Origin of the sequence: Micromonospora sp. NBRC 101691 (genome assembly GCF_030269285.1) — a bacterium.
Classification (GTDB): Bacteria; Actinomycetota; Actinomycetes; order Mycobacteriales; family Micromonosporaceae; genus Micromonospora; species Micromonospora echinospora.
Genome location: NZ_BSTB01000019.1, coordinates 67961 through 82190, shown reverse-complemented (window position 1 = coordinate 82190; position 14230 = coordinate 67961). Strand labels below are relative to the sequence as shown.

Here is a 14230-nt window from a genome sequence, read left to right as displayed (position 1 = left end):
TGACCGTCACCCCAGCGGTGGCCGGGCGGCAGCGGCGACCAGGTCGACAGCGGCGGACCCGGGCAGCGGGTCGAGCCGTCCGCCGTCGCGCTGGCGCAGGCTCACCCGCCCCTCGGCGGCCTCCCGGGGGCCGACCACGGCCACGTACGGAATCCGGCGGCGGGCGGCGTCCCGGATCCGCGCGCCGAGGGAGCCGGCGGCGTCCACCTCGGCCCGCAACCCGGCGTGGACGCAGTCGCGGGCGAACCCCGCCGCCGGCCCGGCCTGCCGGTCGTCGAGCGGGAGCACCACCACCTGCACCGGGGCGTACCAGGGCGGGAACGCGCCCGCGTGCTCCTCGATCAGGTACGCGAAGAGGCGTTCCATGCTGCCCACCAGGCTCCGGTGCACCATCACCGGTCGGCGTCGCTTCCCGCCCGCGTCGACGTACGACAGGTCGAACCGCTCCGGTTTGTCGAAGTCGAGCTGGACGGTGGAGAGGGTGAACTCCCGCCCCGCCACGTCCCGGACCTGGATGTCGATCTTCGGTCCGTAGAAGGCGGCCTCGCCGGGCGCCTCGGTGTGCTCGATCCCGGCCAGCGCGCCCCGCAGCAGGTCCTCGGCCCGACGCCACTGCTCCTCGTCGCCGACGTACTTCTCCCCCAGCCCGCGCAGCGACAGCCGGAACCCGGCGGCCCGTACGCCGAGCGCGGCGTGCGCCGCCCGGATCAGCCCGAGGATCTCCGCGACCTCCGCGCCGACCTGTTCCGGGGCGCAGAAGTTGTGCGCGTCGTTGAGCGAGATGGCGCGTACCCGGGAGAGCCCGCCGAGCACCCCCGACCGTTCCGCCCGGTACATGCCGCCCAGTTCGGCGACGCGCAGCGGCAGCTCCCGGTAGGAGCGGCCCCGGGCCCGGTAGACCAGCGCGTGGTGCGGGCAGAGCGCCGGCCGGAGGACGAACTCGTCCGCGCCCAGTCGCATCGGCGGGAACATGTCGTCGGCGAAGTAGCCGAGGTGACCGGAGCGGTCGAAGAGGTCCCGCCGGCCCAGCGGCGGGGTGTGGACGTGCTGGTAGCCGGCCCGGCGCTCCAACTCCCGGAGGTACTCCTCGACCGCGTGCCGGGCGGCGGCGCCGGCCGGCAGCCAGAGCGGCAGCCCGGCGCCGCTGAGCGGGTCGGAGGCGAAGAGGTCCAGGTCGCGGCCGAGCCTGCGGTGGTCGTTCATCGGGTCTCCTGGTTCGGGTACGACCCCGGAAGCGACCGGTCGGAGCACGGCGAAGGCCCCGGGCGGATCGCCCGGGGCCTCGTCGACGGATCAGGTCAGCGCGGCGTGCCGGGGTCTCCCGGCGTCGTCGTCACCACCGCACTGCGCACACCGCGACGCTACGCCGCCCCACGCACCCCCGCACCCGTTTTCCCCTTCCGTCGATCATGGAGTTGTGGCGCCCGGTTGGTGACGATTGCGGGGTTTGAGCGGTGCCCGAAGTCCATGATCGACGGGGTGGGGGGTGGGGCGGGGGAGGCAGGGGGCGGGGTGGGGGGTAGGCGGGCGGACCGCCGGCACGGGACCTGCCGGCGGTCCGCGAGCGACCCGCTCGTCGGAAACGGGGGACCCGACGCGATCGGGCCGCACTGTCAACGGTACGCGCGCGGCGACGGATCCGCCCGACCGTGCCGGCCCCCCGCGACGGCGTCGTTTTCCGTAACCTCTGCGGTAGCTCGACGTTGTACCCAGGTGGCTCCACCCGTGGTGGGGGTCACCACCGGCCGGGGCTGTCCGTGGTGACGCGGCACACGCCGTCAGGCTCGGTACACCCCGATCGGCCGAACCGCGAGGTGGCAGTGGTGCCCGACCTACTCACCGACGTGGCGTCACCCGCGTGGGCCTACCTGATCCTGCTCGGTCTCCTGGCGGTGGACGCCTTCGTCCCGGTGATCCCGACGCAGGCCATCATGATCACCGGCGGCGCATTGACCGTGTACGGCGAACTGAACCTGCCGTTGACCATCGGGATCGGCGCGACCGGGGTGTTCGCCGGCGACCTCGCCTGCTACCTGCTGGGCCGACGGACCCCGGAGCGGGTGCCCCGCCAGCGGCGACCCGGCCGGGCCCGCCGCGCCGCCGACCGGTTCACCCAGGGGCTGCGCCGCCCCGGGCCCCTGGTGATCCTGCTCTGCCGCTTCGTGCCGGGTGGGCGGATGGCGGCGTGCTTCTCCGCCGGCCGCAGCCGCTACCCGTACCGCCTCTTCCTCTGTTACGAGGCGGTCGCCGCACTCGGCTGGGCGGCGTACGGCGGACTCGTCGGCCACCTCGGCGGCGCGGCGCTGACCCGGTCGGCCTGGCTGCTGGTGCTGATCGCGGCCGGCGCGGCGGCCGGGTTCGCCGCGGCCGGGTGGGCGTTGAACCAGGTCGCCGCCCGCCAGGCGCGCGTGGCCGGGGCCGCTCCGGAGGCGGAGACGACGACAGTGGGCACCTCCGCCCGCTGACGACGCCCCGCCCGGCCGTCACTCCAGCTCGTGCAGCATCAACTGCCGGGCCGCCTCGGCGATCGAGCCGGACAGCGACGGGTAGATGGTGAACGTCTGGGCCAGTTCGTTGACGGTGAGGTTGTTCTCCACCGCCATGGTGATCGGCAGGATCAGCTCGCTGGCCTTCGGCGCGACGACCACCCCGCCGACCACCTGACCGCTGGCGGGCCGGCAGAACAGCTTGACGAAGCCGTCGTTCAGCCCGGCCATCTTGGCCCGTGGGTTGCCGGCCAGCGGCAGCATCACCTGTCGGGCCGGCACCTTCCCGGCGTCCACCTCGTTCTGCGACACCCCGACGGTGGCGAGTTCCGGGTCGGTGAAGACGTTCGCCGAGACGGTCCGCAGCCGCAGCGGCCGGACCGCCTCGCCGAGCGCGTGCCACATCGCGATCCGGCCCTGCATGGCGGCGACACTGGCCAGCGGGAGCAGCCCGGTGCAGTCACCGGCGGCGTAGATGCCGGGCACGGTGGTGCGGGAGACCCGGTCCACGGTGACGTAGCCGCCCTGGGCGAGCTGGACGCCGTACTCGGCGAGCCCGAGGCCGGCGGTGTTCGGCACCGAGCCGACCGCGATCAGCGCGTGCGAACCCGCCACGAGGCGTCCGTCGGAGAGCTGGACCTCGACCCCGTCGCCGGTGCGGCGGACCGCCTCGGCGCGGGAGTTGTTGAGGATGCTCATGCCCCGCGAGCGGAACACCCGCTCGATGGCCATGGCCGCGTCGGCGTCCTCGTGCGGCATGACCCGGTCCCGGCTGGAGACCAGCGTGACCTCGACCCCCATCGCCAGGTACGCGCTGGCGAACTCGGCACCGGTCACGCCGGAACCGACCACGATCAGGTGTTCGGGCAGGTCGGGGAGGTCGTAGACCTGCCGCCAGGTGAGGATGCGCTCGCCGTCGGGCACGGCGGTGGGGAGCTGGCGCGGGGTGGCCCCGGTGGCGATCAGCACGGTCGACGCGGCGATCGAGTGTTCCGGCTCGCCGTCGGACGGGGTGACCACGACCCGGTGGGTGTGCCCGAGCGTGTCCTCGCCGAGCCGGGCCCGGCCGGTGACGACGTTGACGCCCGCCTTGACCAGCTTGGCGTGGATGTCGGCGGACTGGGCCAGGGCCAGCCGCTTGACCCGCTCGTGGACGGCCCGCGCGTCGACGGTGACCGCCTCCAGACCGTCGGAGTCCACGCCGAACTCCTCGGTGTCCCGGTAACCGGTGACCACCTCGGAGCTGGCGATGAAGGTCTTCGAGGGGACACAGTCCCAGAGCACGCAGGCACCGCCGGCCCCCTCGGCCTCCACCACGGTGACATCGGCGTCGAGCTGGGCGGCGACCAGCGCCGCCTCGTATCCGGCCGGTCCACCGCCGATGATCACGATCCGGCTCACAGCGCTCGCCCTCCGTCACTTCCCATGATGGTTTTCTCTACCCCAGACTGCCCGACACGCACCGTTCGTATTCTCCCCCGCCCGTCCGCCGGGCTATCGTCATCGCTGTGCGTCATTACGCCGCCTACGGCTCAAACCTGGACCCCGCCCGGATGCGCGCCTACTGCCCGCACTCGCCGATGGTCGGCGTCGGCTGGCTGGAAGGCTGGCGACTCACCTTCGCGGGTGAGGGCGTCATCGGCTGGGAGGGCGCGGTCAGCACCGTCGTCGAGTCCCCCGGCGACCGCGTGTTCGTGGCGCTCTACGACATCCACCCGTACGACGCCGCCCAACTCGACGAGATCGAGGGGGTGACCGCCGGCACGTACCGGAAGCTGCACGTCCGGGTCTCGACCCTGGACGGCGACGTGACCGCCTGGATCTACGTCTTCGCCGGGTACGAGGGCGGGCTCCCCACCGCGTGGTACCTCTCCGAGATCGCCACGGCCGCCGAGAAGGCGGGCGCGCCCGACGACTACGTCAAGGAACTGCGGTCCCGCCCCACCGGCACCGCATCCGCGTAGCACGTCTGACACCCCCTCAGTCTGCGCTGGTCGTCAGCGGCCCGACCGACCGACCCCACCTCGGGTCGGCTGGCGCACACGTAATCCACCCGGAGGGTGGAGAAGCCGTCACGCTGCGCGTTTCCGCTCCCGCCAGGCCGACCCGCCGGGACGTCAGTGGCCGCTCGGCGGACACCCGTCGGCCGCGCGCACCCGCCCGTGGGTGACGGTCAGCAGGTCGGCCAGTTCGACCCGCTCCGCCGCCCCCAGGGCCCGGAAGGCGGAGGAGACCAGGCGATCGGTCGCCGCCTCCGCCCAGATTCTCCGCCGCACCAGCGGGCCCACCGGCGGATACGGTCGGGGCCAGCCGCCGGCCATCGCCCCGGCCTCGCCCTCCGCCCCGGCGAGCACCGCCTCCAACGGGGTCATCCCGCTGACCCGTACGGCGAGCAGGTACGCGTCGAGGTACAACTCCCGCAGCAGGTGCAGCCCCACGGCCGCACGCGCGCCGGGCGCGTCGTCCGGCACCGGCATCGCCCGCCAGGCCGCGAAGAGGGGCAGGCCGTGCGCCTCGGCGGCGGCCACCGCCCGGTGCAGCAGGTCGGCGAGGCGGGTCACGCCGGGGGCGTCGGCCAGGTGCTGGCGGCCCCAGCGGCAGCACTCGGCGAGGCCGGCCGCGGCCACCTCGCGCGGGGCGACCACCCGGGCCGCCGCGTCCCAGCCCTCGGCGACCGCGTCCGGTGCGATGAAGCCCAGGCAGGCGGCGGCGGTCTCCGACCCGACGGCACCGAGCGCGCCGCCCCGGGCGGTGACGTAGAAGGCCCAGCCGGAGATGCCGAGCAGTCGCGCCCGGCGGCGGGTGGTGGGGCACCGGGTGTATGCCTCCCCCAGCTCCACCACGATCGCCCGGCTCGCCGCGGCGGCCTGTTCCGGCGTCATCCGGCCCGTCCCCGACGGGTCTCCAGCCGTACGTCCATCCGGTTTAGTCTGCCGTGTCGTCGTCCGTCCCGGCAGTCCCCTCTTCGGCGAGAAGCTCCTCCCACGCTCCCTCGACCTCACCGGTGTGCCGGCGGGCCGCCGTGACCGCCCGCTCGGCGGCCCGCCGGGCCAGCTTGCGTCGACTCACCTCCTGCTCGGCGACGGCCCGCCGGCGTTCCACCTCGGCCAGCTCGGCCTCGGCCGTGGCCAGTGCGTCGGCGGCGTCGCGTTCGGCCGTCGTCGCGCCGCCCAGCTCCGCCTCGGCCCGTTCCTGGTCGGCGCGTGCCCTGACCAGTTCCCGTTCCAGCGCCCGCCGCCGTTTCGCCCGTTCGGCCCGTTCCGCCCGTTCGGCCGCCCGGGCCGCCCGCTCGGCCTCCCTGGCCCGTTCCGTCCGGTCGGCCTTTCCGGCCCGGGCCGCCCGGTCGGTTCCGCCGACTTGAGCGGTCCGGTCGGTTCCGCCGGCCTGAGCGGTCCGGTCGGTTCCGCCAGCCTGAGCGGTCCGGCCGCCCCGCTCCGTCCGCCCGCCCGGAGCCGCACGCCCGGTGGGCTCCCCGCCCTCCGAGGGCTCCCCGGCACCACCGGTGAGCAGCCGGAGCTGTGGTCGGGGCACCTCGCCGAACCCGGCGTAGCTGGCGGCCCGGAGCAGCCGGCCGGCGCGGACCTGGGCGGCCACCTCCGTGTCGGCGAGCGCGGCGTTGAGCGTCGCCTCGACCTCGGCCAGCGGCAACCGACCGGCCGGGGGCGCGCCCTCGGAGCCGGCGGCCAGCGTCCGGGCCTCGGCCACCAGGGCGGCCACCACCGCGCGCCGCTGGGCGGAGAGTTCCCGCAGCTTCGGCCCGCGCAGGTCACGCTGGGCCGACCGGAGCGCCTCGGCCAGCTCCACCAGGCCGGCCACCAGCTCGGGACGCCGGAGGGCGAGCAGGTTGACCAGCCAGGCCGCGACGGTGGGCCGGCGCAGCTTCGCGATCTCCCGGGCGGTCGCCGGATCGCCGGCCCGGCGGGACTCGGCCACGGCGGCGTCCCGGGCGGCCACGAACCGGTCCGGCGGCGTGCCGTAGAGCCGTTCGACCAGGTCTCGGGAGGGGCCGGGCATCGACTCAGACGTCGATCCGGGTACCCGGCGTCAACCGCTGGTAGTCGACGGTGGAGAGCCGCCGGAAGTTGGCCTCCAGCACGGCGAGCCCGTTCGCGTTGAGCAGCCCGTCGTGCAGGGCGTACGCCCGGCGCGGGGCGACCGCCCGGAGGAAGTCCAGGGACTCGGAGAACTTCGCCCAGGGCGCGTGGATCGGCAGGAAGAGGGTGTCGACCGTGACGTCGTCCGGGGCGACCAGGGCGTCACCGGGGTGGTAGACCACCTCGTCGACCAGGTACCCGAGGTTGTCGACCACCGGGATGTCCGGGTGGATCACCGCGTGCCGTCCGCCGTACGCGCGGACCGGGACACCGGCGGCGGTGAACGACTGCCCCGGCTCGACCGGGGTCAGCACGTCGGGCAGGCCGTCCACGGTGGTGGCCAGCGACGCCGGCCCGTACAGGGTGAAGGGGCGCCGGTCGAGCTGGCGGGTCAGCGCCGCCACGTCCACGTGGTCGGGGTGCTGATGGGTGATCAGCACCGCGTCCACCCCGTCGAGCGCCTCGGCGGTCTCGCTGAACGTTCCCGGGTCGATGACGAGCACTCCCCCGTCGTGCTCGACCCGGACGCAGGAGTGGCCGTACTTGGTCAGTCGCATTCGTGACTCCTCGACAACCAAATCGTGATCTCTTGACCGCAGTTTGCCGGAACGAGGACGGCACCGCTCCTCGTCTGATCGAACGCTTCGGCAGGTCGGGTCAGCGGACCCGGTCGGCCGGGACCGCGAGGATCGGAGAAGGCAATGGTGGATAACGGACGACGGCGGTGGGGCGTACCGCTGGTGGCCCTCGGTCTGGTGGCGCTGGTCGCTGTCGGCGGATGCTCGGCCGACCGGGGCAGCGACAGCGAGCGGGCCGCCTCGGACAACGCGGCCGGCGCGCCGGCGCCGGCCGCACCGGAGGCGGGTCGGGAGGGCGCAGGGTCGGACGCCGCGCCGGGCGGAGCCGGCGGCGTGGACCTGCGGGTGGACCAGCGCGCCATCGTCTACACCGGATCGGTCCGGGTGCAGGTCGACGACGTCGACCGGGCCGCCCAGGACACCGTCGCGCTGGTCACCGCAGCCGGCGGCTTCGTCGGCGGGGACGAGCGGCGCGGGGTGGACGAGAACGCCCGCGCCCAGTTGGAGTTGCGGGTGCCGGCGGCGCGGTTCACCGGTGTGGTCGACGGTATCGCCAAGCTGGGCGAGCAGCAGTGGCGGGAGATCCGCACCGAGGACGTGACCGAGCAGACGGTCGACCTGGACGCGCGGATCACCACCCAGCGGGCCCGCGTGGAGAGCGCCCGCCGACTGCTGGCCCGCGCCTCCTCGATCAGCGACCTGGTCCAGTTGGAGAACGAGCTGGGCCGGCGGGAGGCCGACCTCGCCTCGCTGGAGGCGAAGAAGCGCCGGCTGGCCGACCTGACCGCGCTCTCCACCATCAACGTCTCGCTGGTCACCGAGAACACCCGGACCGGCGACACGGACGAGACCGGTTTCCTGGCCGGGCTCGCCAGTGGCTGGCGGACCTTCCTGGACTCGGTGACCGTCCTGGTCACCGTGCTCGGCGCGCTGCTGCCGTGGCTGGTCGTGCTCGCCGTACCGGTGGTGTTGGTCTGGCGGTTGGTGCGGCGGCGTCGGCGGCGTGCCACGCAGGTCGTCCCCGGCGCTCCGGCGTACCCTGCCATGCCCGGCCCGGTGCCCGCCGGGGTCGGCGCCGTGCCGCGGCCGGCACCGCCCGCCCAGCGGTCGCCCGCGGGCGGCACGTCGTCCCGGCCGGCGACGCCCGCCCCGCCGACGGCCGGGGGCGGTGCGCCGCCGTCGCCGGGTGGGGTCAGCGAGCCTCCGCCAGCGCCCGGAGCGCCGTCTGCACCATGAGCCGGACGCCGACCGCGATGGCCCGCTCGTCCACGTCGAACGAGGGGCGGTGCAGGTCGAGGCTGGGCCCGGATCGGCCGACCCCGAGCCGGGCCAGCGCGCCGGGGACGTACTCCAGGTACCAGGAGAAGTCCTCGCCGCCCATGCTCTGCGGGGTCTCGGCGACCGCGTCGGGGCCGAGCGCGGTGACCGTGGCGGCGGTGAGCACCTGGATCGCCCGCGCGTCGTTGCTGACCGGCGGACGTCCCCGCAGGTACTCCAGGTCGACCGTGGCGCCGGTGGGGGCGAGGACGTCCCGGACCACCTGGCCCACGATCTTCGGCGCCTCCTCCCAGGCCTCCCGGGTCATGGCGCGTAGGGTGCCGGCGGCGACCGCCTCGGACGGGATGACGTTGTAGCGGGTGCCGGCCGAGGCCTGCCCGAACACCAGCAGCAGGCCGCTGTTGGCCGGCACCCGGCGGCTGACCAGCGCCGGGACCTCGGTGACGAGCCGGCCGAGGGCGTCGACCATGTCGACGGTGAGGTGGGGCCGGGCGGTGTGACCGCCCGGCCCGCTCAGCCGGACGGTGACGTTGTCGGCGGCGGCGGTGATCGGACCGACCCGCAGGCCGATCTTGCCGACCGGCAGGTTGGGGTCGCAGTGCAGGGCGAAGATCCGGGTCACGTCCTCCAGCCCGCCGGCCTCGATGACCTCCAGCGAACCGCAGGGCAGGATCTCCTCGGCCGGCTGGAAGATCAGCCGGACCCGGCCGGGCAGTTCGCCGAGGTCGGCGAGCTGGGCGAGGAGCATGCCGACCCCGAGCAGCACGGTGGTGTGCACGTCGTGTCCGCAGGCGTGGCAGACCCCGTCGACGGTGGAGCGGTACGGCACGTCCTTCACGTCGGTCAGCGGCAGCGCGTCGATGTCGGCGCGCAGCGCGACCACCGGGCCGTCCGGGCGTCCGTCGATGTCGCAGATCACCCCGTTGCCCTTGGGCAGCATCCGGGGTTGCAGCCCGGCCAGGGAGAGTTCCCGGGCGATCAGCGCGGCCGTCTCGAACTCCTCGCCGGAGAGTTCCGGGTGCGAGTGGAGGTGCCGACGGGTGGCGATGAGGCCGGGTGTCCGGAGCGCGAGCAGATGGTCGAGCTCGAACGGCAGGGGTTGGGATCCCGGCGGGGCCTCGTGCCAGGACGACGCCAGATGGCTGCCGTTGGGCAGCGTCAACGCACTCGTCACGTCGATTTCTCGATCACTGTGGATGGGATGGGACTCGGACAGCCTAGACCGTCGACGGTGACGCTGCGCAACTTCGTTACGGTGATCGTCAGTGCGCACAGAGTCACGAAAAGCCTGGTGGGAGCGCTCGCAGACCTGCGGGACAGCAGGTAGATCGCCCTCGGGAGCCTCCATCCGCCCCACACCTCCTACACCGCGTAACCGCCTGCCGACCGACGACGAGCGCGTCGACCGACAAACCATTGCTCCCGAATTGTCGCATTGGCCGATTCCGGGGATGATGCCTCCGACAATGACCCGACACCGGGACTTCCCGGCACCCGGGAAGCTCCGGACGCGAGGCAGATCCCGACGATCCCACCAACGGACGGCGCCCCACCACACATCCTGTCCGTTCCCGTCACCGGGTGGGATTACCCGTCCCGTCCGTAGCACTCACCCGTCCCGCCCGGTTTGCTGAGGTGGTAGCAGGGGTCCCCTGTTACTCAAAAAGTGGTAACAGGGGACCCCTGCTACCACCCGACGACGCGCGACGACCTCCGCCGCCCCGGAAGACCGGGGCGGCGGACGAGGGAGGGGGCGGGGTCAGAAGCGGTCGCTGGGCCGGTACGTCCCCCAGACCTCACGCAGCGTCCCGCAGACCTCGCCGACCGTGGCCCGGGATCGAAGCGCCTCACGCATCGGATGGAGCACGTTCTGCGTGCCCTCGGCGGCGGCACGCAGGTCGGCGAGGGCACGTTCGACCGCGGCGCCGTCCCGCGAGCGCCGCAGGGTCACCAGCCGCTCGGCCTGGGCCGCCTCGATCGCCGGGTCCACCCGCAGCGGCTCGTACGGCTCCTCCTCGTCGATCCGGAACCGGTTGAGGCCCACCACCACCCGTTCACCGGAGTCGATCTCCTGCGCCATCCGGTACGCGGACTGCTCGATCTCCCGCTTCTGGAACCCGGCCTCGATCGCGTCCACCACCGAACCGTGGTCGGCGACGCGGGTCATCAGTTCGTCGACCGCCGCCTCGATCTCGGCGGTCATCGCCTCCACCACGTACGACCCGGCGAACGGGTCGACGGTCGCGGTCAGGTCCGACTCGTACGCCAGCACCTGCTGGGTACGCAGGGCGAGCCGGGCGGCCTTCTCGGTGGGCAGCGCGATCGCCTCGTCGAAGCTGTTGGTGTGCAGCGACTGGGTGCCGCCGAGCACCGCGCCGAGGCCCTGGATCGCCACCCGGACCAGGTTCACCTCGGGCTGCTGGGCGGTGAGCTGCACGCCGGCGGTCTGGGTGTGGAAGCGCAGCATCATCGACTTCGGGTTCTTCGCGCCGAACTCGTCGCGCATCAGCCGGGCCCAGATCCGCCGGGCGGCCCGGAACTTGGCGACCTCCTCCAGCAGGGTCGTACGGGCCACGAAGAAGAACGACAGCCGGGGCGCGAAGTCGTCCACGGCCAGCCCGGCGGCGAGCGCGGCACGGACGTACTCCACCCCGTTGGCCAGCGTGAACGCGATCTCCTGCACGGGCGTCGCGCCGGCCTCGGCCATGTGGTAGCCGGAGATGGAGATGGTGTTCCACTTCGGCACCTCCGCGCGGCAGTACGCGAAGGTGTCGGCCACCAGCCGCAGCGAGGGCTTCGGCGGGAAGATGTACGTGCCCCGGGCGATGTACTCCTTGAGGATGTCGTTCTGGATGGTGCCGTTGAGCGCCTCGCCGGCGACCCCGGTCTCCTCGGCCACCAGCTGGTAGAGCAGGAGCAGCACCGAGCCCGGCGCGTTGATCGTCATCGAGGTCGAGACCTTGTCCAGCGGGATGCCGTCGAAGAGGGTCCGCATGTCCTCGATGGAGTCGATCGCCACCCCGACCTTGCCGACCTCACCGTGCGCGATCGGGTCGTCGGAGTCGTAGCCCATCTGGGTGGGCAGGTCGAAGGCGACCGAGAGGCCCATCGTGCCGGCGCGCAGGAGCTGGTGGTAGCGGGCGTTCGACTCGGCGGCGGTGCCGAAGCCCGCGTACTGCCGCATGGTCCACGGCCGCGAGGTGTACATCGTCGGGTAGACCCCGCGGGTGTACGGGAACCCGCCCGGTTCACCGAGGCGGGCGTCCAGGTCTTCGGGAAGGTCGGCCGCCGTGTAGACGTCCTTGATCGGGAACCCGGACTCGCTTGACCGCCGTTCGCTCATCCCCGGATGGTAGGACGCGCAGCTCGACCCGCGGATGAGGGATAGCGCACACCCCGGTGGACGAGCCCGGACGGGCGGCTCCGGGAGCAGCACGTATGGTCGACGGTGAAAGAACGCCCGCCGCGTCGGCTTTCGCATCGGGTGTCGGAACCCGCAAGATAGAGGGGTTGTGTCCCAGCCCCCTCGATTTACTCCGGTGGCTTTTCTGTGACTCAGATCCCGACGTGGAGCGGCGGACCGGCCAGTCCTCCCAGCGGCCGCGCAGCCCCCGGCACCACCATAGGTGGTCGCTACGAGCTGCGCTCCCCGGTGGGCAACGGTGGCATGGGCACGGTCTGGCGGGCCACAGACACCCTTCTCCGACGTGACGTGGCGGTCAAGGAGGTCGTCCTCCCGCCGGGCCTCGCGCCCAGCGACCGCGACGCGATGTACGAACGCACACTCCGCGAGGCACGCGCCGCCGCGGCCATCCAGCACCCTGCGGTGGTGCAGGTCTACGACGTGGTCACCGAGGGCGGCCGGCCGTGGATCGTGATGGAGCTGCTCGACGCCCGCAGCCTGGCCGACATGGTCATCGAGGACGGTCCGGTCGCCCCACGCGCGGTCGCCAAGATCGGCATCGCGCTGCTCGGCGCGCTGGAGGTGGCGCACGCGATGAGCGTGCTGCACCGGGACGTGAAGCCGGCCAACGTGCTGATCTGCACCGACGGTCGCTGCGTGCTCACCGACTTCGGCGTCGCCCGGATGCCCACCGACGTCCAGCTCACCACCCCCGGGATGGTGCTCGGCTCACCGCACTTCATCTCCCCCGAGCGGGCCATGGGGCAGGACTTCGGTCCTCCCAGCGACCTGTTCTCGCTGGGCGTGACCCTCTACACGGCGGTCGAGGGGCGGCCACCCTTCGACAAAGGCGACCCGATCGAGACGATGCACTCGGTCGTCGAGGACGAGCCGGCCACGCCGGTCCGCAGCGGGCCGCTGACCCGGGTGCTGATGGGGCTGCTGGAGAAGGACCCGGCCCGCCGCTTCGACGTGCACACCTCCCGGGCCATGCTGCGGGAACTGCTCGCCGGCCCGCTGGCGAGCAACGCGGCGGCGGTCAACTCGGTCACCGACCCGTACGCGGTGGTGCCGGTGCAGCGGCCCGCCACGCCGCCCCCGGTCCCGGTCGAGACCGAGGAGGCGAAGCCGACCGGCCAGATCGGCGGCCGGGCGATGCTCGCGCCCGGCGAGTCCCTGACCGACCGGCTCGCCGCGCTGCGGCGGGGCGAGACGCCGCAGGGGGTCACCCCGAAGCCGGCCGCCGCGCTCGACGACACCAGCGCGGACGCGCTCGCCGGGCCGCTGCACACCCCGACCGGCGCGATGCCGGCGCCCAGCGCCCACGCCGACCGGCCGGGCACCACCTACGGCACGCGCGCCGACGCCGGTCCGACGACCGCCGACTCCCCGTCGCCGGCCGTCCGCGAGGACACCGCGCCAACGGTCAACCTCGGGCGTGCGCCCGGGGCCAAGGGCGGCTTCGGCGCCGACCCGACCATCGCGCTCGGACGACAGACGGAGACGCCCCGCCCGGTCACCTACGGCCGACCGGCGGACGCCACCCAGCAGGTGCCGGCGGGCCGTCCGCCGGAGTCCACGGCGAGACTGGGCTCCCCGTACGGCTCGACCTACGGCGCACCGGCCGGCAACCAGTGGTCGGTGCCGGGCACCGGCCAGCCCTGGGCCGTGCCGGCCGCCACCGGGCCGGCCGCCGGCCCCGCCGCCGGCGACGGCGGCCGGAGCGGCGGCGTCGGACGGGTGCTGGAGCAGGTCCGCCGCTGGCCGCGCAAGGTGCAGCTCGCCGCCGCCGGTGGACTGGCCGTGGTGCTGCTGATCGGCCTGGTCGCCGTGTTCAGCGGCGACGACCCGGAGCCGCCGACCACGCCGCAGGCCCAGCCGAGCGCCTCCGAGCCGGCCGCGCCGGCCGTGGAGTTCCAGGAGCACTCGGCGCGCGGGATCACGATGATGGTGCCCAAGGGGTGGAAGCGGGCCACCGGCGGCAGCTACACCGACTACACCGACCCGGAGGACAGCGGCCGACGGGTCCGCATCATCGTCGAGCCGTTCAGCACCACCTCGGTGCGGTGGGCGGAGGTCGCCGCGAACGGCCTGCGCACCCGGGACTCCTGTGCCAAGCCGTACAACCAACTCGCCCTGGACGAGCAGGAGCTGGCCGGCAGGCCGGCCGCCCAGCTCGAGTACACCTGCGGCGAGGGCGACGGCATGCGGCACGGGGTGTGGCGTGGCGTCGTGCACGACGGGAAGGCGTACTCCTTCTACCTGACCGCCAACGACTCCCGCTTCGCCGAAAGCAAGCCGATCTTCGACGAGATGGTGAAGTCGTTCCAACTGAGCGACGCCGGCTGAGTCGAGCCGACGGGACGTGGTGATCCGCCGCCGTGCTATCAA

Annotated in this window: 11 protein-coding genes; 4 read left to right on the top strand and 7 right to left on the bottom strand. The window is 73.6% G+C overall.

Annotation, left to right across the window (positions count from 1 at the left end; translation table 11 throughout):
• Positions 1 to 6: 6 nt before the first annotated feature.
• Positions 7 to 1203, bottom strand: a complete 1197-nt coding sequence (thrS, locus tag QSK20_RS24955; RefSeq protein ID WP_285791044.1) for a threonine--tRNA ligase — start codon at positions 1201 to 1203, stop codon at positions 7 to 9.
• A gap of 620 nt (positions 1204 to 1823) precedes the next feature.
• On the opposite strand from thrS, the gene QSK20_RS24950 reads away from it, so the two are divergent.
• On the top strand, positions 1824 to 2465 hold the full coding sequence (locus QSK20_RS24950) for a DedA family protein (protein WP_285791043.1): 642 nt from the start codon (positions 1824 to 1826) through the stop codon (positions 2463 to 2465).
• Between the two features lie 18 nt (positions 2466 to 2483).
• Here the strand turns inward: QSK20_RS24950 and QSK20_RS24945 are convergent, their stop codons facing one another.
• Entirely contained in the window at positions 2484 to 3887 is a 1404-nt protein-coding gene (locus tag QSK20_RS24945; protein WP_285791042.1) for an NAD(P)H-quinone dehydrogenase, read from the bottom strand.
• A 107-nt stretch (positions 3888 to 3994) separates the two neighbouring features.
• On the opposite strand from QSK20_RS24945, the gene QSK20_RS24940 reads away from it, so the two are divergent.
• Entirely contained in the window at positions 3995 to 4450 is a 456-nt protein-coding gene (locus QSK20_RS24940; RefSeq protein ID WP_285791041.1) for a gamma-glutamylcyclotransferase, read from the top strand.
• Positions 4451 to 4603: 153 nt separating this feature from the next.
• Here QSK20_RS24940 and QSK20_RS24935 read toward each other — a convergent pair whose 3' ends face one another.
• Genes QSK20_RS24935 through QSK20_RS24925 form a run of 3 tightly spaced genes read right to left on the bottom strand, consistent with a single transcriptional unit; the run spans position 4604 to position 7137 of the window.
• Positions 4604 to 5368 (bottom strand): SCO6745 family protein, encoded by a 765-nt coding sequence (locus QSK20_RS24935; protein WP_285791040.1) that lies wholly within the window; start codon positions 5366 to 5368, stop codon positions 4604 to 4606.
• 43 nt (positions 5369 to 5411) lie between these two features.
• Positions 5412 to 6500, bottom strand: coding sequence for a hypothetical protein (locus QSK20_RS24930; protein WP_285791039.1), 1089 nt, complete (start codon positions 6498 to 6500; stop codon positions 5412 to 5414).
• 4 nt (positions 6501 to 6504) lie between these two features.
• On the bottom strand, positions 6505 to 7137 hold the full coding sequence (locus tag QSK20_RS24925; RefSeq protein ID WP_285791038.1) for an MBL fold metallo-hydrolase: 633 nt from the start codon (positions 7135 to 7137) through the stop codon (positions 6505 to 6507).
• 147 nt (positions 7138 to 7284) lie between these two features.
• Here QSK20_RS24925 and QSK20_RS24920 point away from each other — a divergent pair, with 147 nt between their 5' ends.
• Positions 7285 to 8394, top strand: coding sequence for a DUF4349 domain-containing protein (locus tag QSK20_RS24920; RefSeq protein WP_502889008.1), 1110 nt, complete (start codon positions 7285 to 7287; stop codon positions 8392 to 8394).
• Here the strand turns inward: QSK20_RS24920 and QSK20_RS24915 are convergent.
• Together QSK20_RS24915 and QSK20_RS24910 are read right to left on the bottom strand one after the other, a co-directional pair.
• Positions 8351 to 9610, bottom strand: a complete 1260-nt coding sequence (locus QSK20_RS24915; protein ID WP_285791036.1) for an amidohydrolase — start codon at positions 9608 to 9610, stop codon at positions 8351 to 8353. The genes QSK20_RS24920 and QSK20_RS24915 overlap by 44 nt on opposite strands.
• A gap of 585 nt (positions 9611 to 10195) precedes the next feature.
• Entirely contained in the window at positions 10196 to 11779 is a 1584-nt protein-coding gene (locus tag QSK20_RS24910; protein ID WP_285791035.1) for an acyl-CoA mutase large subunit family protein, read from the bottom strand.
• A 207-nt stretch (positions 11780 to 11986) separates the two neighbouring features.
• On the opposite strand from QSK20_RS24910, the gene QSK20_RS24905 reads away from it, so the two are divergent.
• Positions 11987 to 14188: a protein kinase domain-containing protein gene (locus QSK20_RS24905; RefSeq protein ID WP_285791034.1), complete on the top strand. Its 2202-nt coding sequence runs from the start codon at positions 11987 to 11989 to the stop codon at positions 14186 to 14188.
• Positions 14189 to 14230: the final 42 nt, after the last annotated feature.